This window comes from Paenibacillus sp. FSL R5-0908, from assembly GCF_038006245.1.
GTDB lineage: Bacteria > Bacillota > Bacilli > Paenibacillales > Paenibacillaceae > Paenibacillus_AQ > Paenibacillus_AQ odorifer.
The window spans coordinates 2188351-2212681 of the sequence record NZ_JBBOUV010000001.1 but is presented as its reverse complement, the minus strand read 5'-3'; the positions used below and the strand labels follow the sequence as shown (position 1 = coordinate 2212681).

Genomic DNA, 24331 nt, shown 5'->3' with positions numbered 1-24331 from the left:
TCCATTATATTGGAAAATTGCTCGTCTCTATTAGAGTATTATTGTCATACTTGAAAAGAAACCAAAGAGTGCTTGAGATCTGCGGCCAAACCCTCCAGCTTTTCCGATAAGGCAACCAATTCCTCACTAACCGTGAATTGCTGAGATGACATAGAAGCTACCTCCTCCGTCGAAGCAGTGGTTTGCTGGACGATGGAGCTTACGCTGGCCATGGATTCACCGAGTTGACGCTGGAACTCAATCAGTTCGAGGACAGAAGCAGAAGATTCACTAATATGTCTCATGAAATGTTCCATTTCCTCTTTGACACTCGCGAATATCGTTGACGACTCTCTTACAGAAGAGATTTGTTCACGGAACTTAGGAGCGGCTTCATTGATATCCTTAACAGTGTTCTCGATATGTAGACCAATCTCTTCCGTGATCTTGGAGACCGATTGAATCGATTCATTCGACTGGTTAGCGAGCTGCCTGATTTCATCAGCAATCACTATGAACCCTCTACCTGCCGCACCTGCTCTAACTGCTTCTATGGTAGCATTTAGCGCCAAAATATTAGTTTGCTTATTCACAGCAATCATAGGGCTGAGTATACTGCGAATTAAATGGGTGCTTTCTCTGAGCTTAGTAGAATTATCTTGAATTCGATTGATCATCTCTACCGTAGACTCACTCTGCTCTACCAGCAGCTTCATCAGCTCTGTACCTTGATTACTAACCTCAATGACCCGTTCTGCTGAATGGTCCATGACTGTATTTATTTCCGTCACTTCACTCATTTTGCTGCCGATAATCTCAACATTGTGATAACTGCGTTCGGCTTCAACAGCGAGGCTGGCTGACCCCACTGCAATCTCACCTGTAGCGGTCGCAACCTCTCTGGCATGGAGGGAGATTGTACCTGATGCTTGCACTAATTGTTCCGAGGTAAGGAGAACCTCATCTGCCGATTTCCCGCTCTGCCTTGCAAGCAAGGAGATCTGTTCCATCATTTTATTAAAGCTGTGACCCAAGCGGCCAATCTCGTCCTTGCCCTTAAAATGGGTTCGCACCTGTAGGTTCCCACGCTCTCCTTCTTCCATCAAGACTGCCAGCTTACCCAGCGGACGCCCTACCAAACGAACAAGAATATAACCAATTAGCAGTGCTATTAAGGCTGCCGCCAGCACCACAGAAAATGTGATATATAAAAGCTTGTCCGCAGACTTGGTAAAATCACTAACAGGAGCATACCCCATAAGCATCCACTTGGCAGTCGCCAAGGGCTGGTATACAACAAGCTGAGGACTTCCGTTCTCATCCTCCGCTGTAAATGAATGATTTTGCTCTTTCCCTTGTTCTTCTGAAACTTTTATGTAAGAGGGTTGACCCAGCTTGGCATGATCCGCACCATACACAATGCTGCCATCTGCACTCAAGATACGAATTTCACCGGTCATCCCAATCTGAAGGTTAGACAGCATTTCAGTCATGGCCTTCCCTTTCACTTCGATTAGCATGTAATACTCCGCTTCGGGATGTAAAAGATTACGCAGCAATCTCCCCATAGTTAAGGATGGCTCAGTATAAGCATCAAAAAAGCCTTTCTCACGAACGGGAAACCAGACTGGCTCTCCTTTAGCTGCGGCAATTTGCTCTAATCTTGCGGAAATGCCTTCATCACTACGAATCCCACTTATACCGGTAGATTTATAAGATTCTGATTCTACCAAGCTCTTGGATACCAGCCTGACGCCATACATCCGCTCATCCGACCCTTTTACCAAATCCAGCTTTCTGCGAATCCGATCTTCAGCACCGGCTTTGGCCACAGTTGTAAGCTCGCCACTATTTATTTTTTCTAAATCACCCTTTAATACAGAGTCGAGTGCAAACTGTCTAGATAGCGCCTCATACTCTGCCAGCACAAAATCCAGCTTGTCCGCTGCCTGAACTACAGATTGTGTGGAGGCTGCAGCAACCTCATTCGTAATGATATTTTTAGCGGCAAAATAGGAAGTCAATCCTAGCACGGAGGATAAGAGAACTATAGAACTAAATAAAATAACAAACAGTTTAACCCCAACAGATTTAAAATATAGAGTCCAGGATTTTTTCATTAAGTTCACTCCCCATGACGAAATAAGGGTACAGCCCTCCATTTCTGTATAAAGGCTGTACCCTGATTATTTATTAGCATGAAGCGAGCGAATGGGTTTACCCCTTACTAGCTCCTGCTGTCAAGCCATCTACTAGCAGACGTTGCAAGAATACAAACAAAATCATAATTGGAATGGAGATCAAAACCGCACCCGCAGAGAACAAGGTAAAGTTAGTGTTTTGATTGGTGTTAACCATATCCCACATCCCCACTGCGACTGTCCAGTTCTCCTTAGTCCGCAGAATGAGTCTCGCAAAAATGAAGTCTACCCACGGTCCAACAAACTGAGTCAGCGCCATATATGTGATCATAGGACGTGACAAAGGTAAGATGATTCGCATAAATATTCCGAAATTGCTCGCCCCGTCAATACGAGCGGCCTCATCCAAGGAACGAGGTATCGTATCGAGGAACCCTTTGGCGATAAAGGTCCCCCCCAGCGGCGCCCCAGCCGCATAAACGATAATTAACGCAATATGTGTATCCAGCAAATTAAACTCTTTAAGCAGCATATAAATAGCGATCATACTCATAAAACCAGGGAACATACCAAGAATCAATACGGTAGATAACGCTGTTTTACGCGCTTTAAACCGGAATCTGGATACGGCATAACTGGTTAACAAAGTAAGAACTACCCCGATAAGCATCGAGAACACAGCTATTTTCAAGGTATTGGCATACCAAGTCCCAAACATATAGCTGGGTGATGTGAACAATTCTCTGTAATGTGATAAAGTGAATTGCTCGGGAATAAACGTTTTGCTGTACAATGATTTACCAGGTCGGAAAGAAGCTAAAAGAATCCAAAGGGCAGGATAGAGTGCAGCTATCGACAAAGCAATCAAGATAATATAACTACCTGCTAAGCGAATAATGTTCGCGACTTTTCTGCTCATTGGATCATATCCTCCTCTTTAAATGACTTTGTCCGGCGGTAATTGTACAGGGAGAATGAAGCGACAATGATAAAGATAATAATCCCTATTGCCGAAGCCATGTTGTTTTTATTCTGATCTAGCGTTAATTTGTATAACCAGGTTACTAGCAAGTCCGTAGAACCGGCATATTGATAGTCACCATTTACCGGACTACCCCCAGTTAATAGGAAGATTGCGTTAAAGTTGTTGATGTTACCTGCAAACTGCGTAATCAGGGTTGGTGCTGTGGAGAACAATACCATCGGCAACGTTACGATACGGAACTTCTGATAACCCGATGCTCCATCCACCTCAGCAGCTTCATACATATCCCGTGGGATAGTAGTCAGAACGCCCATGATAAGCAGCATAGAAACAGGAATACCTACCCACATATTAACGATAATTACGGTAACCTTAGCCCAGAATGGGTCAGTCAGCCACGGTAATCCATCCAATCCAAAATACCCCATGTATTGATTGATAGGCCCGAATTGACCGTTAAATAAGTTACGCATGAGCAGAAGCGAGATTAACTGTGGCACAGCGTAAGGCACAATCAGAATTACTCTCCACATTCCTTTGAAGCGAATGCCCTTCTGACTCACCAGCAAAGCGACCAACAGTCCTCCGAAGTATGTAGTAATGGTTGAAAGAACTGCCCATATAATTGTCCATGTTAATACACCATAAAAAGTGTGGCTCCATGTCTTAAGGACCAATAAATTACGAAAGGTCTGAAATCCAACCCAGTCCACCAATTTGGCGGGTGGAAGATGATCAGGTGCGGAATAGTTCGTAAAGGCCAACAGGATCATGAAGATAATTGGCATAATCGTAAAGAATAGAACACCAATGCCCGGCAAGACTAGAAACGCTTGAGCAAACTTGTAATCCAGGATATAACGAACACTTTGTTTAAAAGTGTTTGCCTGAAGACCGTTATCACGTTTTTCTCCAATCTTGTAAGCATCTCTGATATTCAAATACCACGCGATAATCAATAGAATAAGAATAAGGATGGTGATCAAGCTTTGGATCATAATATAAATCGAGTGATCACCGGTAACCATCTTGGCGATCCCCTTCACTTTAACCAGACGACTCGGATTCTCTCCTAGTGTTACGATGCCCCATAAAGAGTTGGCAAGGTTCTCAATAAAATAAAAAACGGCTACAGCTTCTACGGCTAAATATAATATTCCTTTGACGAATTGGCGGTTATATATTTGTCCCAATCCCATAAAAATCGTCGACAGTATTGCGGCCCTCGTGCGATGTCGTTGCATTTCGCTTCCGTTCTCCTCTCCGAGTGAAAATAAGAAGCTGCCAGCCGCTAAACATGCGGCGGGCAGCTTGATTCACTGTATGCTGTTAAGACAGTGAATTATGATCCTTATTGAGATGCACTGTTATTCAAATCTTTGATTTGTTGTACAGCTTTGTCCATTGCTGCTTTTGGATCCCCATTTTTATCCCAAATTTCTGGAAGGGCAGCATTTACTGGACTCCATACGTTACCCATTTCAGGGATAGAAGGCATCGGTTGGGAGTTCTTAGCTTGTTCTGCAAAAACGGACACATAAGGATCGCTAGAGATCTGTGGATCAAGAAGCGCCTCGTTGTTTGTAGGAACCGAACCAATCGTTTTGTTCAGTAACAGCTGAGCGTCTTTGCTTGAAGCAAAATTCGCATACAATTTAGCAGCATTCGGATATTGAGTAAACGAGTTAACTGCGAAAATTTTAATACCAGAGAATGTAATTGCTGTTTTGCCATTCACTGTAGGAATTGGAGCAATACCAAGGTTGTCACCAAGAGCTTCTTTGTATCCTCCAAGCTCCCATGGACCTGTGATATCCATAGCTACATCACCAGAGTTGAACAAGCTGCGTTTGATATCACTGTTGATATCACCACTCTTAATTGGCAATGCTTCCTTCAATTTCACAAATTCTTTAAGTCCTGCAATTGCGCCATCGTTAGCAAGACCGATATCATCTTTATCCGTACCATCCTTACCGAAGAGGTATCCGCCATCGGAAGCGATAAACATGTAGTTGAAGTACAAGTTTCCTACTTCCCACATAATCCCATATCTATTTTTCGATTTATCCGTGAATGTTTTGCTGAATGCAAGAACATCATCAAATGATTTAGGTGCTTCTTTAACAAGCGATTTATTGTAGAACAATGCATAAGTTTCTGCTGCTCTTGGGTAACCATACAATTCGCCTTCGTACGAAGAGCCGATAATCGAAGCTTCGGTATTGTTAGCTTTTGTTTCTTCACCGAAGACATCGTTAGGAAGAACCAAGCTCGCGCTTGCCGCTTTACCTAAGTTATCGTGAGGAATAAGAATAACGTCTGCCGCTAATCCTGAAGGACCATCTTGAGTAAGTTTAGTTACTTGATCTGGTGGTGCCAATTCTTCAACCTTGACTGGAACGTTATATTTTGCTGTGAACTGTTTAGCAATCTCATCTGCAAAAGGTCTTTCTTCTTTACTTTCCCATACCACTAGAGTTGCGCCATCTTCAGGTACGATTTCATCTGTTGCTGCTGCATCTGTGCTCTCTGGCGCTGCAGTCTCTGTAGTAGCGTTATTAGTAGCTTTTGCTGCGTTGTTGCCCCCGTTGTTCGCACTGTTGTTGTTCGAACCGCATGCTGTAACGGACAGAGCCATTGAGAAAGCTGCGGTGATAACCATCATTTTTTTCAATTTCATTACTTTAACCCCTCCCAATTTTTAAAAACGTAAGATGGAAAATAGTAGTGCTGCAATCTGCGCAAACGATTTCAGAAAGGCTAAAAAAAAAGTTCTTCTTTTAGCTTGCTCCTTCTGTATCTGCATTTCACAGGTAAGAAAGCGCTTCATTCATGAGTACATCATACAACAGTAACGATTGTTTTTAAAAACGTTTGCATATACTGTATTAGGTCATTTTCCATTATTTGATATACATTATAGGCATATATCTCCATTTTTCACATGATATCTTTTAATTAGTCGATAATTCATGTGTTTAATATTGGAATATCTATTTTATTTGCCCCTAATATGCCACATTTTCTCTATTTCAAGAGATTTCTCATAAATTGCCCATCACAATCCTCGTTTGCTTTAGTGAAATTTAGTGCAATGGTTTGAACAAGAGTATTGAAAGCCCTTTTATTCCATGCTATAATCCAAAACGTTAAGAGGCTGTCCAGCATGAAGCACAACATCCCTTGTCTGCCTCCTGTTCTATATAATTAAAAGGCAATGTTACTTATCAAAGGTACAACCTCGGGCAAGCTACTTCGCGGTGGTTGTGCCTCTTTGTTATGTGCTACTCTGCTACTGATTTAGTGCATGTTGCATAAAAAACTGTGCAACCAATAACAATAGCGACATTCTACATTCCACGCGCTCTGTGGAGTACCGTCCGGGAATAGTTTATGCTTTCGAGGAAGTAGCGCTAACAAAACTTAGCGTATGCTTTCGAGGTGGTTTTGCCGAAGTGTTCGAGGAAGTAACGCTAACAAAACTTTAGGAGGATTTATCATGTTACTGGAAGCAGTGTATCATCGTCCGCGGTTAAATTGGTCTTATGCCTATAATGAAAGTACGATCCACCTGCGTCTACGCGCTAAAAAAGGGGATTTAACAGAAGTGTTCGCCTTTGCTGGAGATAAATACGCTTGGGATACCACAAAAGAGCTAATTCCCATGACCCTCTTCACCTCCGATGCTATGTTTGACTATTGGGAATGTGCTTCAGTACCTCTCTACCGCCGCTTGAAATACGGCTTCTTACTTCAAAAAGATAACGAACGAATTTGGATGACCGAAAGTGACTTTCAAACGGTGCGGCCGGAAAACCCAAACAAGCTGTTCGAATTCCCCTTCATTAACCGCGTTGATGTATTTGCTCCGCCTGCCTGGGTAAAGGACGCTGTTTTTTATCAGATCTTCCCAGAACGCTTTGCAAATGGCGACCCAAGCCTTGATCCGGAAAATGTTCAGCCATGGGGCTCCGAACCAACACCAACCAATTTTTTTGGCGGCGACCTGCAAGGGGTTATTGATCATTTAGATCATCTTAACGAGCTTGGGATCACTGCTATTTATTTCACACCTATCTTTGATGCAACTACTAATCACAAATACGATACAGAAGACTATATGAAAGTCGATCCGCATTTTGGAGATATTGAGACTTTAAAAAAGCTCGTCGATAGCTGCCATAAACGTGGGATCCGTGTCCTGCTAGATGCCGTATTCAATCATTCTGGCAAAACCTTTGCACCTTTTGTGGATGTTCAAGAAAAAGGAGAAGCTTCCGCCTTTAAAGATTGGTTCCATATTCGCAAGTTTCCGCTTCAGATTGAAAACGGTGTCCCTACTTATGACACCTTTGCTTTTGAACCGCTAATGCCAAAGCTAAACACAGAACATCCTGAAGTTAAACAATACTTACTGAAAGTCGCAGAATACTGGATCAAAGAAGTCGGGATCGATGGCTGGCGTCTGGACGTTGCCAATGAAGTGGATCATGATTTCTGGCGGGAATTCCGCAAGGTGGTTAAACGTGCTAATCCTGAGGCCTACATATTGGGGGAAATTTGGCATGAATCTGCACCTTGGCTAGAAGGCGATAAATTTGATGCCGTTATGAACTATCCTTTCACTGACGCCGTCCTTGACTTCTTTGTGCATGGCACTCTTGATGCTGAAGGATTCGCCAATTCCATTGGTAAACAGTTATCACGCTACCCGCTACAGGCTAGTGAAGTTGCTTTTAATCTGCTGGACAGCCACGATACTCCACGACTGCTTACGCTGGCTGCTGGAGACAAAAACAAGATGCGATTAGCAGCACTGTTCCAATTCACCTTCATGGGCACTCCCTGTATTTATTACGGTGACGAGATCGGCATGGACGGTGAAGGTGACCCTGGTTGCCGCAAATGCATGGAGTGGAATCCAGAAAAGCAGGATCGTGAGCTCTTCGAGTTCTATCGTCAGCTTATTCAAATACGCAACGACCACCCTGCTCTCCGCACAGGTACATTTACATTCCTGGAGGCAGGACAACAAGGCAGCAAACTAGCCTATGAGCGCCGGCTGGATCTGCAGACGATTGTGGTACTAATCAACAGTGAAGAGACCGCTCAGACCTTCCGTATTGACGTAGACGAGCGGGATTGGGAGAACTTGTTTACAGGCGAAACACTGCGCACAGAACGCAGCAAGCTGATCGTGAAGATGCCTGCCTATGGATTCACTATCCTAAAGGCAATCATCTAAAAGATTTCTTTTCTTCCCACTGCCCAGCCATACAGCATAACAAAACAGGGTATCTCGCAAGCGATAATCGCTTCGGGATACCCTGTTTTCTTTTGGAGAATTCTAAAGTGCTAACCGCTGCTCAAACTAAGGTGTGCCAGAATTCAGCACACCTTAGTTCGGCCTACTTGCTCAGCAGCGTATAAATAACCTGTGCGCTTTCTGCGCGGGTCATCCATGCTTTTGGAGCGAATTGATTGTTCTCTCGGCCTTGCAGGAGTCCAAGGTCTGCTGCAGTCTTCACATAGGGTTCCGCCCACTTGCTAATACTTGAAGCGTCAGTAAATGCCGTAGAACCTACTAGTTGAGGTTCAAGCTTTTTACCAGACTTCACTTCAAGTGCGCGGATCGCCATGACAGCCATTTCCTCACGGGTAATTGAAGCATTCGGCGCAAAAATATTATTACTCCGTCCACTAACAATACCCAGCTTAGTAGCTGTGGCTACATATGAGGCATACCATGCATCTGACCTGATGTCAGTAAACAGGTCCTGCCCTTCCGCTTTTAAGTCAAGTGCACGCACTAGTAGTGTTGTGAATTCTGCACGGCTAATATTACTTTTCGGATCAAACTCAGAGGTAGTGACCCCTGACACGATTTGTTTGGCGGCAAGTGATTGAATCGCCTTAAATGCCCAATAGGTTGCAGGAACATCCTTGAACGACTTATCGATTTCAAGCACAGCATACTTACTGAAGTGTGTGACTTGTGCCGTGATCACCTCTCCATTCAGCTGTCCTCCCACGTACTCTAACCCGCCATTATCACTTAAATAATAGATTCCGATTAAGTCTTTGTTGAATTGCCCTTTAATCTTGAATGAAATCGTAATCGGCTCATCGAACTGCTTAATTACAATCCGAGTACCGTCTTTCATCAGCACGCTAAGTCTGAATTCAAATACATCGGAAAGAGAGCTAACATGAGCACTATCTTTGTTTAAACCGTCTACTATGACTTTCGCAGCAGTCTGCGCCAGTGGGTTCAGTTCCAGCAAAATTTGGGCACCTACCCCATCCATACCTGAAGCTAAACTTGGCATTGTACTTAAAAGCTGGCTAGGGATAGTAACTAACAGATCTCCCATTTTAAACACAAGATCATTAGTTCCTAGTATTTGTGCAGCTTGTAAAGGTAAGCGTACCGCTGTCTTACCTGTAGCAACATCAATTTGCACCTTGCCTTCTTTACCATTCTTCAAGCTATCCTCATTCACAACCTGAGTATCCGCTGGCGGTGTAGGGCTAGGGTTAACAACAACTCCAGAGGTTGGTGCCGCTGTAGCTTCTGGCGTTGGTGTCACCTCAGGCGACGGTGTTACTTCTGGTGCTGATGTTGGCGTCGACGTTGGTGTCGGCGTTGGTGTCGGTGTCGACGTTGGTGTCGGCGTTGGTGTCGACGTTGGTGTCGGCGTTGGTGTCGGCGTTGGTGTCGGTGTCGACGTTGGTGTCGGCGTTGGTGTCGGTGTCGGCGTTGGTGTCGGCGTTGGTGTCGGTATAACATCCGATACCTCAGCCAAAATAACCGTGCCTCCATCATCTCTGCCTGGCAGATCAATATTTACCTTTTGATCTTCGGAAACCATGTATGTCTTGCCGCTGTATTCATCGGTTACCGATGAATTGGCAGCAAACGGTACTGGAATCGTGACAGAACTCTCACTAGTTTTAGTATTGATTACCGTCACTACGTTCTCATCTTCATATGATTTGTTGAAAGCCAAATAACCTGAATCATCTGAACCTGCGAGCTTCGTGCGCGCACCTTTGGAATACACTTTGGAGTACTTCGCACGGATATTCAACAGCTTTTGATAATGGTCATGTAGTGGCTTCTCTGCCGTCAATTGATCCCAAGGCATATCCTTACGGTTCTCACTGAATTGACCTTCAGACATATTTCCAGCATTGCTGCCTGAATTACCCAGTTCTTCACCGTAGTATATTACCGGCTGTCCTTTGGCGGTAATTTGCAGAGCTGCAGCAATCTTCAGCTTGCCTTTATCGCCTCCCACATAATCAGACAAGAAACCATTCTCATCGTGACTGCTCAGGAATTGAGCCATCATCTTCGTATTGTCGATCTTCAATTCACGTTCCTGCAGATAAGCATCCACACTGTTTACCTTACCATTTGCAAAATCTCTGGCTGCATCTTTAAATCCAAAGTCAAGCAGACCATCCATCTGGCTAGTTTCGAGCATTCCACCATTGTTATCAATGGTTCCACCGAAGTATTCGCCAGTCATTTTGAAGTTTGGATCCATCGCTGTCAGTGCATTTTTAAAGGCTTTCCAAGTCGTATCGTCCACGTGTTTGACCGTATCCACGCGGAAATAATCAATCGTGTCTCCACGTTCCGTACGTGCGTTGTCTAACCAGCCTGTTTGCCAAGCGATAATTTTTTCACGAACGGCTGGATCTTCCGTCTTGAAATCTGGCAGGAAAGCAAGCTCACCCTTAATTGGATCTGTATCTGCGGATACACCATCCGTGCGCAGCATCCCTTCGAAACGTGCTTTATCCTCAGCTGTAATTGTCGGATAGGTATCTTCAGCTTTCAGACCGTAACCCGTATGATTGAGTACAACGTCAACCATGATCTTGATGCCTTTGTCATGCGCCTTTTCGATCAGCTCCTTGAAGGTTGCCATATCGCCAAGATGCTCGTCGAGCTTGGTAAAATCTTTTGCCCAATACCCATGGTATCCATATTGTTCGCTGCCAAAGTCAACGCCTTTGTTAAAATCAATATTATCTACGATTGGCGTGATCCATAACGTGTTAATCCCTAGCTCTTGCAAATAATCGAGATTCTCGATCATCCCCCGGAAATCTCCACCATGATAAGCTTCCAGATGATCTTTATTCACATTCTCATTATTCGTTGGGTCACCGTCTTTAAATCGGTCTGTAAGCGCGAAATAAATTCGAGCCTCATCCCAATCAAAATCCAGCTTATCCCCTGTATAGGTTCTTGCTTTTACCTCAAGTGTAGCCTTTTCCTTATGTGCATTGCCGTATTGGTCTACGAGCGTAATCGGAATATCCTTGATGCCCGCTGACACCGTGTCTTCCACAGCAACCGTTTGTTTCAAGAGTTCCGTATCCAGCTTAACTTTGCTAGGTCCCCCAAGATTGGTTAAATCCATATATGCTTCAGAGTAAGTTACTTCTTCCGAAGAGGAAGCGTGGATGGTTACAACAGCATTCTGATTGGATGTGACTGCCTCTGGACTTACGGATGTCGTAATCGTAACGACAGGCTGATGATAATCAATAACAGATTCATCATTCACCGTATTCTTTGGATCCGTAATTTCGGTAGTGACGCCGTCTTTAGTAATCAAAAAAGTATATTTATACATACCTTCTTTTAAATCAGCCAGTGTGTAAGTGAACCACTCGTTAGCCGGATCATAGATCATTGGATACGAAGTGCCGTTCACTTTTACTTTAGCAGCTGTTATTGCGTCCATATTTCCATTACGGAACAAAGCGTCGTCGCGGTATCTGAAAGTAATCGTTCCATCTTTTAAAATAGGGCCGCTAATACTTGGTTTGATATCAAGCTCTTTAACCATACTGGTTACATACACCTTAGTGAACGGTTCACCAGGGGTCAACGGTATGACACGATCGTCCGGGTAGTCTTGTTTTCCCGTGTTCCAATCCGTACCTTTGCGCAGGACAAATCCAACGCTTGTTGCATTCTCCGCAACCTCAATCAGAACGCTCGCTGTGCCATTCTTAAAGGTTGTGAAATCAATCTGGTCATTTTTAGCTCCAGTGTTCCAAACCCAGATATTCCAATCCTTATAGTCCTTATCGCTACGGGTATAAGTGAATTGAACATATCGTTTGTCAGTAACTTTAACGGTAACGGGTGTAGAAATACCTTCATAAGTGATAGTAAGGGTTGCCGTTCCTAGCCCAACCGCTTTGACTAGACCTTTATCAGTTACTGTAGCCACTTCAGGTTTATTGGAGAGGTAAGTAGCCTTCTTAGTAACATTACTTCTGCTATTGTCATCATATTTCGCAAAAACAGCGGTTTGATGCGTATTTCCTGCTGCCAGCGTGTAACTTGCACTATCTGTCTCCAAAGAGGTAAGCGTAACTGGTGCAGCTTCCTTTTGAATAATCACGGCCGTCAAAGGCTCTAATGTAATTGAATTTGCTGTCAAAACAAAACCTGTCTGCTGCGCAGCCGGTATCGCTGTAACACCAGCTTCATCGTTGTCCACAAGCACCTGACCACCCGTCAAATCCTCAGATAAGGTCAGTTTTCTAGTTGTGCTGTCACCATTCATGAAGACATAATAGATGCCAGTTCCATCTGTTGCTTTGTTGGAATAGCCGATGACAAGATCGTTATCCTTCATTTCTGGAGCAGGGATCAGGTTAATGTTAGAGTCAACCAAATCCTTATCGCCCAATCGGAAGGCATCCGTTGATTTTCTCAGCTCCATCAGACCCGACGTATATTTTCTTGTCGTGTTCTGTACCGGGAACTTAGATTCATCCGTTGCTTTGGCCCAATCAAACATGTTAACTGCATCCGATGAATCGTAAGAATCATGAATGAAATAGCCAAACGATTGGTTGTTGTTGTCAAACATCTCTGTGAATTTATCCTCAGGATCCGTTGTGCCCTTCCACTGCTTAGTCCGCCCATATTCCTGACCGGCATGGATAAAGGCTGTACCTTGAGAAGTTAATACGAGCATATTTCCTAATCTGATCCGCTGCTGAATTTCAAGCTCATTCTCAGCAATATCCGGATCCTTCTTGATCGATTGTGCTATGACATCATGAAGTGTCAGATTATCATGAGCTTCGATGTATGGGACGATATCACCCGGATCATCTGCTGGTGTATTCGAAGGTTGAGCTTTGATATTGTCCAAGATTGTAGCGATCGGACGTGCTCCACCGGTAATAAATCTAGGCTGACCTTCGGAACCATAACCAGACTTCAATTCATTACGGAATTCATCGGAGAAAACACCGACACTATCCGTTTTGTCCATCCAATCCTGATCTGCACCTTGCCCAGCGAGAGAAGGATCAGCCGCGGCGCCGCCGAATGTTCTCCAGCCTTCACCAATAAAGAGTGCCTTCGGATTCACTGCTGCCGCGGCATCATAAGCATGCTGAACAGCATCAGCTGTCGCATCACCCATCATATCCCAGCGCATTCCATCAATCTTGTACTCTTCAAACCAATATTTTACCGAATCAACCATCAGCTTCTCAGCCATTTTATGGTTGGTGGCTAAATTGTTGCCGAACCCCCCAATAAAGTTGCCGTTTGCATCTTGGAAGGCATAGTAATTAGGTACGATGTCGTTTAAAAATTCTTTTTTAGCCATGTGAGTATACACTACGTCCAGAACGACACCCATTCCAGCTTCATGCACGGCATCAATCAAACCTTTTAATTCTTTAATCCGCTCTTCTGGATCGGCAGGATTCTGCGAATAAGCCCCGTCCGGAGAGAAATAGCTGTGAGGATCATACCCCCAGTTGTATTCATTGTTTTTTGCGGAATAATCTGGCTCTCTAGTCCCCATCTTCGTCTCATCCCCGTAATACCAAGCCATCACAGGAAGCAACTGAATATGCGTTACACCAAGCGATTTAATATAATCAAGTTTCTTTTCAAAAGCGCTATAAGAACCCCATCTTTCCCCACTCAAACTATCCTCGATCGATACATCCGATGTAAAATCTCTCACGTGGACTTCGTAGATGATGGCGTCCTCACGTTTTTCATAACCTTTTATATCAGCATACCCGAAGGTGTCAGGGTTCGTCTGGCTTAAATCAACGATAGCCGCTTTGCCCACTGTATCCCCGCCAGCACCAGCAGCACCTGTGGTATCCACAGTAAATACCGCCATTGATTTAGCATAAGGATCAAGGACCTTATGGGTTACACCGTCATTCGTTACTTCGTATTGATAAAAGAAGCCCCTTACATCTGTTGCCGTTGTGCCTGTCAAATCAGCTGGCTTCAGCTGGACTGACCAAACCCCTTGCTCGCCGAGTGTTAAAGCAACACTACCCACTTGCACGTTAGAGTCATTCTTATCGTAAAGATTTACAACGACTGCACTTGCTTTAGGTGCCCATAATTTTAATGTTGCTGTTTTGTCAGTATTATACGTAGCTCCAAGATCGTCTCCAGAATAATTGTACATTTCATCAAGCATTCTCCAGCCACTTGCGGCGGAGACCGTTTTACCTGAATAGGTAACGCTAAGCGGAACCTTTTCCAGATCAAAAGCTTCTGTATCCACTTCGATTGAAGTTTTGCTTGTAAGGGTTACAGCAGTAATCGGGACTGCAGCACCCTCTTTATCCTTAACTGTAATTGCTGTCTTTAAGGCTACTGGATCCAAACCGTCAGTCAGTGTGAAGCCGAGAAGAATTTTGCTCGTCGACAACACCTCTGCGGATACTAAACCAATTGGTGTCTCTCCAAACGGAGAAACATAAACATTGTTGTCTCCTTCTTTAACCCATAGCTGATTGTATCGATCCAGCAGGCTAAAGGTTTTATTGTCACCGTCCTTATCACCGTTCGAAGGTTTCATCACAATAAAGCCGATTTTCTTCGCGTTCTCAATAAGTGGAACATCAACATATGCACCATAACGATCTGTTTGATCTGCCACAAAAGGAGTAGCTCCAGACGGCCAATTTTCGGATTGGGCTACGACGTCATCCCACAGCCACAGTCCGTATTGATCATGATTTGTATCAGCTCTCATATAGTGAATTCGCACTGTATTCGGAGCAAGTGCAACTGGTTCATACGGTGTTACATCATTTGAGCCTTGCTTGATCCAAATTTCATTCGTCTCAGGCGTGTTAATGGCAAAGAGTTTATCCCCTTCATCCTTAGCCTGAGTGACTCGGTTTACCACAAGGAACGAAATTTTCTTGGCCCCATCCTTCACTGGCACGTCAACATAAGCACCATAAGAATCGATTTGCCCTTCAGGAAATGAAGTTGCACCTGTTGGCCAATTTGCGGAAGGGGATTGAACATCATCCCATGTCCATAATCCCTGATTCTCATAGTCACCAGCTGTCCGATTGTAGTGAATACGGATGTGTCCAGCCGGAACAGGGGTAACCTCAACAGGTTCAGAAGGAATTTTATATTCTGCTGTCACACTGCCATCCAGTGGATTAAATTTAAAGGTAACTGGCAGATCTGAAGGAAGACTCAGTTTATTAGCAGTTTCGGGATACAATTGATCCCCGGCTTCACCGTCTCCTGGAACAGAAACTTGGTAGGTGTAATCTCCCTTAGGAAGGGTAGCCACCGTACTGTAAATATCATCAAAATCAGGATCAGATAATGTACTAAGTGCTTCTGCCGGCAGGTTTCCTGTCAATCTTGGCAGTTTAGCGGAAGCAATCGGTGTGTAATATGTGGAATCGGCTATTTTATGAGTTAAGTCATTATAATAAAAGGTTACGGCAGTCTCTGTTTCCAGTTTGATATGGATATTCTCCCCATCATTGGTCCCCTGAGGATTGGTGTAACTTGTGAATCCATAATTCTCATCCCATAAATCATTAAGAGTGACCTTGTAGTTATATTCCCCTGCCGGCAGAGTGCCTGTAAAAGAATATAGGCCATTATCTGAATAGGTCATTTGGGTAACTACCGATGTCTCATCCCAATCCTTACCCGGTGTTTCCGCACCTGTCGATGTAAATTTAGACTGCAGATCCCCGACCAACACAACCTTTGTCGTTGCTGCTGTAACATTAACAGGATGTAGTCCAAGACCAGAGAACACGAGAGCGATGATCATAAAGATCGCAAAAGCCCTCTTCCCCCATAAAGTTATTTTCATTTTTGCAAAACCTCCCATAATTTGAATTCCTTTTTGCAAGCGGATACATGATTTCACAAACCCCACCAATTTATGAGAGTATTAATCATGCGTATTCCTTCTGAAGGTGAAGAAGGTCTATATGTAGGGCTCGTCAAGCCAATTCAACGCTGTCACCATCCTTTTATCAAAGTAAAAGCTTGTTACATCATGTCGAAATTAGTGCAATCGTTTGCAAAAAGCTATGCACAAACACTAGTCCATAAAACCCATTCGTTAGTGCAACTGATTATAGCCTAAAAATACCCAATGAAAACGCTTGCTGTATTTTGATTTACATACTAATGCCGAATTTACGGTATTGTCAACCAGTATTTTCTAAAATAATAGCTCAATTTAAAGCCGCAATAAAAATGAAACTTGTTCTTCCCTTCCTTTCAGCTAAGTTCTTGCATCATTTAAGCCATACGTTTGCATTCAGCGAATGCTCTTTTCACAAAATCCAGACCGCATTTATACATATTAAGATCAAAATTCCCGAATCATTCATACTTTTTTGGTGAAAAGCAACAATATTACATTGAAATTTCTTGTGTTCCTTCCAAAAGTAGCAATTTCCTCCTTTTGAATGACTTTATCTATTTACAATTTAGAACTCTTAGATTAATATTACTGTGTAAAGCAAACGGTTCCATAAGGAGGTTTCAATGACAGTTACCATTAAGGATGTGGCCAAGAAAGCGGGAGTATCTCCCTCCACGGTATCCCGGGTATTGTCCAACCATCCCAGAATCAGCCTGGAAACTTCCCGCAAAGTTAAAGCTATTATGGAGGATATGGGCTATACCCCTAACATGATGGCTAAGAGCTTGGTGTCGAAAACTACTAACAGCATCTGCTTCAGTCTTCCTAAACCTGCTGAAGAGCTGTTCTCTAATCTGTTTTTTATGGAATTAATTCGCGGGATCGTTACACAAGCCAGCCGTTCCGGTTATGATGTGTTGATAAGCTCCGGAGCGAACGAGAAAGAAGAACTGGAAGCCGTTTCACGACTTCTGAAGGGTCGCCGTGTTGACGGCGTTATTCTGCTTTACTCTCGTACGGATGATGCCGTTATTGATTTTCTAGAGAGCAACGATTATCCATTCGTGCTTGTTGGCCGAAGTGATAAATATGAGAATATTTTATCAGTCGATAATGATAATGTGATGGCAGCATACGATGCTACGAACCACCTCATTTCCATGGGGCATAAACGTATTGGTTTCGTAAGTGGACCACCTAATCTAATCGTTTCTCGTGACCGTCTCGCCGGATATCGTAAAGCATTGCAGAATAGCGGTTTAGAAATGCGGGATGAATGGATTGTAGAGGGTGAATTTCTACAGGATAGCGGCTACAGAGCGATGTCTTTTTTCATGAATTTGCCGAATCGACCCACTGCGCTGGTAGCGGTGGATGACATGGTATCGTTCGGAATTTTACGCGGGTTGAACGAACTGAAATACAAGGTTCCAGACGATCTCGCCATTGTAAGCTTTAACAATATTCCATTATCTGAATTATCTAGTCCTCCGATCAGCAGTATTGATATAGGTATTTATCATCTTGGCTACACCGCATCACAAGTACTTATCCAAAATATCAAGAGTCCGGATAACGGTTCAGGTCATACTAACCGATTTGTTATTCCCCATCGTCTGATCGTGAGAGAGTCATCCATGCACTCTCTGGCAAAGCATGAAACCGAATGAATAAGTGAAGCGTTTATTCGCTTCATTTATTTTTTGAAAATCTGTACAAACGTTTGCGCTAAATCATACAATACTTAATGATCCAGTTCTTTATGGGTGATTTCTAGGATCTTAGGTTAGGATAAACTTACACATCTTAATCAAAGTTTAAACGGTTTAATAAGATTCTAATACGGCATCCGCTGGATCACGACGCTGTCAAAACTTTTAGGAGGTACTACAATGTCGGAAATTAAAGCCTGCTTGTTCGACTTGGACGGAGTAATCGTCGATACAGCAAAATACCATTATATCGCTTGGAAAGAGCTTGCAGATGGACTGGGGTTTCTTTTCACAGAACAAGATAACGAACGTCTTAAGGGAGTCAGCAGAACGGCTTCACTAAATATTTTGCTGGAAATCGGCGGACTAACGATTGATGAAGAAGAGAAAGCTAAGCTTGCAGAACAGAAAAATAATCGTTATGTCGAATATATTGCGAAAATGGACAGTTCTGAGATTCTGCCAGGTGCGCTTGATTTCCTAAAAGAGTGCCGCGCGAATGGCATCAAAGTCGCTCTCGGTTCTGCCAGTAAAAACGCAATGACGATCTTGAATAATACCGGATTAACCCCTTACTTTGATGCAATTATCGATGGAACTCACACTAGTGCTGCTAAACCAGATCCGGAAGTGTTCCTGTTAGGAGCCAAAGCACTGGATGCCGCACCTGAACAATGTGTAGTCTTCGAAGATGCAGAAGCGGGAATTGAGGCGGCTACCCGGGCCGGTATGTTCAGTGTTGGCATTGGTTCGCCGGAAACCCTCAGTGCAGCGAATATTGTGGTTCCATCGCTCGCTCATATGAGTGTGTCCATGCTCAAAGAATCTTTTGCATAAATATAGTGAACATAATGAACTCAAATAGTACTGATTTGAGTTGTTATGGACATTCCTACCAAAGATTAAATGAACTAATAATTAATCGTTAGCTTTCTGGTGAGGAAGTGACGGAGAGGAATTTGGGAACTGTAGAAGCATAACGTTCGCCTTTATAATCAGATTTCATCCGCAAAATGTGGTTTAAATATAGAAATCTGATTATAACAGCGATCGAAAGTCCAAAGATTCATCGCAGTCACTTTTATATCACCGGAAGTTTAACAAAAAATTTGTTCATTTTATATATCCCCCTAACATATTTAAAGGAGCGGTTATCGTGAAACAATATTTAACAATTGATGAATGGTCCATTATTGAGGAATCCTTTGATCCACAGACGCAAGAAATTTCTGAAAGCGTATTTAGTCTTGGTAACGGATTTATGGGTGGCCGGGCCAATTTCGAAGAGCAATATAGCGGCAACAGCCTGCAAGGCAGCTACATGGCTGGCGTCTACTACCCTGACAAAACACGTGTCGGCTGGTGGAAAAACGGCTATCCTGAATATTTTGCCAAAGTACTTAACAGCACGAACTGGATCGGTATTAACATTGATATCGAGGGTACCCCCCTTGATCTGGCAAAGTGCACCGTTTCCGAATTCCGCCGTGTACTTAATATGAAAGAAGGAACGCTCTCCCGTAGCTTCACTGCCACTCTCGAAGATGGTAAGGAAGTTAAAGTAGAAAGTATCCGGTTCGTCAGCATGACTCGTCAAGAAATCGGCGCGATTCGCTATTCCATCATTCCTGTCAATTTCTCAGGCAAGATTACGATTACTCCTTATCTTGATGGTGATGTCAAGAATAAGGATTCCAACTATGACGAGAAATTCTGGAATGAAGTTGAGAAACAAGCAGGACCTGATCATGGACATCTCACCCTAAAGACTAAGAAACTCGACTTCCATGTCACCTCTGCTATGGCTTTTGATATCCTTGTCAATGGTGAGAAGTTAACTGCCGAAGCAGAAGCGATCGAACAAGAGAAATATGTAGCCAGCAAACTGGACGTAACCGCACAAGCGGGCAATCAAATCGTCATTTATAAATATGTAGCCAATGTTACTTCTCGGAATCACGGTTTGGGACAATTGGTCGACGCTGCCCAAACTGCTCTGCAAGCTGCTAAGGAAGCCGGGTTTGTAACTCTTTTGACCGAACAAATTGAAGCTTGGAGAGAAAAATGGAAAGAAAGCGACATCATCATTGAAGGTGACGTTTCGGCTCAGCAAGCGATTCGCTTTAATATTTTCCAACTCAATCAAACTTATAATGGTGAAGATGACCGCCTGAACATTGGCCCTAAAGGCTTTACCGGTGAGAAATACGGCGGCAGCACTTACTGGGATACAGAGGCATATTGCGTTCCCTTCTATCTCAGTACGGCGGACTCCTCCATTGCCCGCAATTTGTTGATCTACCGTTACAAGCACTTAGAGAAAGCCAAAGAAAATGCCCGTAAGCTTGGATTCAAAAAAGGTGCCCTATACCCAATGGTTACTATGAACGGTGAAGAATGCCACAACGAGTGGGAAATTACATTTGAAGAAATTCACCGGAATGGTGCCATTGCCTACGCTATTTACAACTATGTGAACTACACCGGAGACAAGGCTTATCTGGGACAATATGGCCTTGAGGTTCTCGTGGAAATCTCCCGCTTCTGGGAAGAACGTGTTCACTATGCATCACGCAAAGACAAATACGTAATGCTCGGCGTAACGGGCCCGAATGAGTATGAGAATAACGTTAATAATAACTGGTATACGAACCGTATGGCTTCGTGGACTATGGAATACACCATGGAAGCACTGGCTTACCTGCAAGAAAATGAGCCTACTCGTTACGCTGAGCTAGTTGACAAACTAGGGCTGCAAGAGAGCGAAACTACAAAATGGAAAGACATCATTGCTAAGATGTATTATCCTGCGGATGAAGAGCTGGGTATCTTCTTACAACAAGATGGCTTCCTGGACAAAGAGATCATTCAAGTCAAAGATCTGGAACGTGAGCATCTGCCACTTAACCAAAAATGGTCATGGGACCGTATCCTGCGTTCTTGCTTCATTAAACAAGCAGACGTTCTGCAAGGATTATATTTCCTGGGTGACCGTTACGATATCGATACAAAAAAACGCAACTTCGACTTTTATGAACCGATTACTGTTCATGAGTCCTCCCTTTCCCCTTGTATCCACTCCATTCTAGCCAGTGAGCTGGGATATAAGGATAAGGCCTATGAAATGTACTTGCGTACTTCAAGACTGGATCTTGATAACTATAACAATGATACAGAAGACGGCTTGCACAGCACTAGCATGGCTGGTACTTGGATGTCGATCGTACATGGTTTCGGCGGACTCCGCGTACATGACGGCAGACTGACACTGAGCCCATCTAACCCAGGTCACTGGACCGCTTACTCTTTTAAAATCATGTTCCGCGGCTCCCGTCTGAAAGTAAGCGTTACGGATGCACAAATTACTGTTACGAATGAAACTGATATCCCTGCTTCTATTACTATCTACGACAAAGAATATACCGTAAACGGACTAAGCAGCATCACTGCCGATAGCAATTCCGTCACAGTATAAAACTTACACCCAAGAGACCCTTGAAGCTTAAAGCTTTTGGGGTCTCTTTATTTTTTAGGAAGATAACTTATATAAGGAGTGATTATGAATGAACAGAACCTTTTGGAAAGAAGCCGTTGTCTACCAAATCTATCCCCGCAGTTTTCAAGATAGCAATGGTGACGGGATTGGAGATCTGCAAGGAATCATTTCACGTCTCGATTATTTGCAAAAGCTAGGTGTCGACGTAGTTTGGCTGTCACCTGTATTTAAATCGCCAAATGATGATAACGGTTATGACATCAGCGATTATCAAGATATTATGGATGAGTTCGGCACATTGCAGGATTGGGAAGCATTACTGACTGGATTGCACGCCCGTGGTATAAAACTGATGATGGACCTTGTAATCAATCATTCCTCAGATGAGCATCCTTGGTTCGTAGAATCCCGTTCTTCAAAAGATAATCCATATCGCGATTATTACATTTGGCGTCCGGGTGGACCAGATGGTGAGCGCCCCAACAATTGGAGTTCTGTATTCAGCGGCCCTGCTTGGGAACTGGATGAAACCACTGGTGAATATTATCTGCATCTGTTTTCGCGCAAGCAACCGGATCTCAACTGGGAGAATCCGCAGCTGCGTGAGGAGTTATACAAGATGATCACCTTCTGGCTCGACAAGGGTGTGGATGGTCTACGAATGGATGTAATCAATATGATTTCCAAAGTGGAAGGTCTCCCTTCCTCCCATAGAGACGGTCTCGCTCCTGGTGAACTTGCCTGGGGTGGGGAATATTATATGAATGGTCCACGTGTTCACGAGTTTTTACATGAAATGAATGACAAAGTGTTATCCAACTATAACATTATGACTGTCGGCGAAACTCCTGGCGCTACAGTCGAAGATGCCATCCTTTACACGGACGAGGAACGCAAAGAGCTGCAAATGGTGTTCCAGTTCGAGCATATGGATGTGGACTCGGGTCCTGACGGCAAATGGGACGTAGCCCCGTGGACGTTGTCGAAGCTGCGCGATATTCTTCATAAATGGCAAGTGGGTCTGGCGGATAAGGGTTGGAATAGTCTTTATCTTAACAATCATGACCAGCCACGTATGGTCTCAAGATTCGGGGATGACGGTAAGTATCGCGTGATCTCTGCCAAAATGCTCGCTACCTTATTGCACACGCTGAAAGGGACACCCTATATTTATCAAGGTGAAGAAATCGGGATGACCAATGTAAAGTTCACAGCCATTGAACATTATAAAGACATTGAAATCCTCAATATGTATCGCGAAAAGGTTACCGAAGGCGGCGCTGATCCTAACAGCGTGCTAAACGCTATTCATATCAAAGGCCGTGATAATGCGCGCACTCCGATGCAATGGGATAATTCTTCAAATGCCGGCTTTACTGAAGGGGAGCCGTGGCTCAAAGTTAATCCGAACTACAAGGAAATTAACGTGGAGCAGGCCCTGGCAGATTCAGATTCCATCTTCTATTATTACCAAAGGCTGCTTGCTTTGCGCAAAAAAAATCCGATCATGGCTTATGGCGAATACAAGCTACTTTTGCCAGAGCATGAGGATATTTATGCCTATACGCGTACTTTGGATGACGAGAAGTGGCTGGTGCTGCTCAATTTCAATGAGGTTCCACAGACTGTTGATCTTTCCGCAGAGCTAAGTAAGGCTAAGGAACTTATTATTGGAAATTACCCTGATGAAGCACCCTCACGGGAATTATTACGACCTTATGAAGCAAGAGTGTATCGATTGAAAGACTAACTTTGTCTATCTTCCTGAGTTATACTATTTAGGATGATTTTTATGAGATTATCCTTCTGCCTGCTACCTGTCATTAGAGAGCACGGAATAACAGGATTTTGCACATGCAGCCTGATAGTATGAACTTAAAGGGAGATGACGGACTTGGAATGGCTTATCCGCATGAAAGAAGCTTTAGATTATATGGAGAGCAAGATGGAGGAATCTGTGACGATTGAAGAAATCGCAAAGGTTGCTTACTCCTCCCCCTTTCATTTCCAGCGCATGTTCAATATGCTTACCGGAGTATCTATTAAAGACTATATCCGTAAGCGCAGATTAACTCTGGCTGCACAAGAGCTTGCTATTTCTAAAGTTAAAGTGCTGGATGTTGCACTGAAATACGGATATGACTCGCCCGAGTCGTTTGCCAAAGCATTCCGCAAGGCACATGGAATTACTCCTTCTGCTGCGCGGGAGTCAGGGGTACAGCTCAAGGCTTTCCCTAGACTCTCCTTCCATCTATCACTGAAGGGAGATAAAGAAATGGACTACAGAATTGAGAAAAGAGACGCTTTTAATGTTATCGGACTAGTAGAGGAAATGACAACGAAGGATGGGGAGAATCTGCGCCGCATCCCTCAATTGTGGATAGAAGCTAATGAAAATGGTACGTCGGATAAGCTGATTGAGCTCGGTGGAGATAAGGATTTATTAGGCATCTGCTCTGACATGAACCATGATAAAGAAACCTTCTCCTATTGGATCGCTGTCGAAGCTACTCCAGAGACTGATGCACAGGGCTTTGCTTCTACAACAATCCCAGCTGCAAGTTGGGCTGTGTTCACCTCAGTAGGGCCGATGCCTGATGCGATCCAGCAGGTATGGGCACGCATTTTCCAGGAGTGGTTCCCTTCCACAGGCTACGAGCATACAGGCGGACCTGAGTTTGAGCTATATCTTCCAGGGAGACCAGACGCAGAGGACTATCGCTGTGAGATATGGATCCCTGTTACGAAAAAAGAATAGAACTAAAAAGACTATCGAAATCCCGATA

11 protein-coding genes are annotated in these 24331 nt (G+C 43.8%); 6 read left to right on the top strand and 5 right to left on the bottom strand.

The window, feature by feature from the left end:
- Positions 1 to 44: 44 nt before the first annotated feature.
- The 4 genes from MKZ09_RS09580 to MKZ09_RS09565 all read right to left on the bottom strand — a co-directional run bounded on the left by MKZ09_RS09580 (position 45) and on the right by MKZ09_RS09565 (position 5788).
- Positions 45 to 2099, bottom strand: coding sequence for a methyl-accepting chemotaxis protein (locus tag MKZ09_RS09580; RefSeq protein ID WP_081389020.1), 2055 nt, complete (start codon positions 2097 to 2099; stop codon positions 45 to 47).
- 97 nt (positions 2100 to 2196) lie between these two features.
- A complete protein-coding gene (locus tag MKZ09_RS09575) occupies positions 2197 to 3039 on the bottom strand; it encodes a sugar ABC transporter permease (protein WP_036684372.1) in 843 nt (280 codons plus the stop codon).
- Positions 3036 to 4349 carry a sugar ABC transporter permease gene (locus MKZ09_RS09570; protein ID WP_036684375.1) on the bottom strand — a complete coding sequence of 438 codons (1314 nt, stop codon included), beginning with the start codon at positions 4347 to 4349 and terminating at the stop codon, positions 3036 to 3038. The genes MKZ09_RS09575 and MKZ09_RS09570 overlap by 4 nt, the downstream gene beginning before the upstream one ends.
- Before the next feature lie 107 nt (positions 4350 to 4456).
- Entirely contained in the window at positions 4457 to 5788 is a 1332-nt protein-coding gene (locus tag MKZ09_RS09565; RefSeq protein ID WP_076206297.1) for a sugar ABC transporter substrate-binding protein, read from the bottom strand.
- Positions 5789 to 6607: 819 nt separating this feature from the next.
- On the opposite strand from MKZ09_RS09565, the gene MKZ09_RS09560 reads away from it, so the two are divergent.
- Positions 6608 to 8353 (top strand): alpha-glycosidase, encoded by a 1746-nt coding sequence (locus tag MKZ09_RS09560; RefSeq protein WP_076206299.1) that lies wholly within the window; start codon positions 6608 to 6610, stop codon positions 8351 to 8353.
- Between the two features lie 163 nt (positions 8354 to 8516).
- On the opposite strand, the gene MKZ09_RS09555 is transcribed toward MKZ09_RS09560, so the two are convergent.
- Positions 8517 to 16274 carry a pullulanase gene (locus MKZ09_RS09555; RefSeq protein ID WP_076206301.1) on the bottom strand — a complete coding sequence of 2586 codons (7758 nt, stop codon included), beginning with the start codon at positions 16272 to 16274 and terminating at the stop codon, positions 8517 to 8519.
- Between the two features lie 686 nt (positions 16275 to 16960).
- Here MKZ09_RS09555 and MKZ09_RS09550 point away from each other — a divergent pair.
- The 5 genes from MKZ09_RS09550 (at position 16961) to MKZ09_RS09530 (ending at position 24303) form a co-directional block, all read left to right on the top strand.
- Entirely contained in the window at positions 16961 to 18007 is a 1047-nt protein-coding gene (locus MKZ09_RS09550) for a LacI family DNA-binding transcriptional regulator (protein ID WP_076126466.1), read from the top strand.
- Positions 18008 to 18229: 222 nt separating this feature from the next.
- On the top strand, positions 18230 to 18886 hold the full coding sequence (pgmB, locus tag MKZ09_RS09545) for a beta-phosphoglucomutase (RefSeq protein WP_076135860.1): 657 nt from the start codon (positions 18230 to 18232) through the stop codon (positions 18884 to 18886).
- A 319-nt stretch (positions 18887 to 19205) separates the two neighbouring features.
- Positions 19206 to 21524 (top strand): glycoside hydrolase family 65 protein, encoded by a 2319-nt coding sequence (locus MKZ09_RS09540; protein ID WP_076135862.1) that lies wholly within the window; start codon positions 19206 to 19208, stop codon positions 21522 to 21524.
- Between the two features lie 88 nt (positions 21525 to 21612).
- The gene (locus MKZ09_RS09535; protein ID WP_076206304.1) at positions 21613 to 23295 is read left to right on the top strand and encodes a glycoside hydrolase family 13 protein; all 1683 of its coding nucleotides are present in this window, start codon (positions 21613 to 21615) and stop codon (positions 23293 to 23295) included.
- A 144-nt stretch (positions 23296 to 23439) separates the two neighbouring features.
- Positions 23440 to 24303: an AraC family transcriptional regulator gene (locus tag MKZ09_RS09530; RefSeq protein WP_170914210.1), complete on the top strand. Its 864-nt coding sequence runs from the start codon at positions 23440 to 23442 to the stop codon at positions 24301 to 24303.
- Positions 24304 to 24331: the final 28 nt, after the last annotated feature.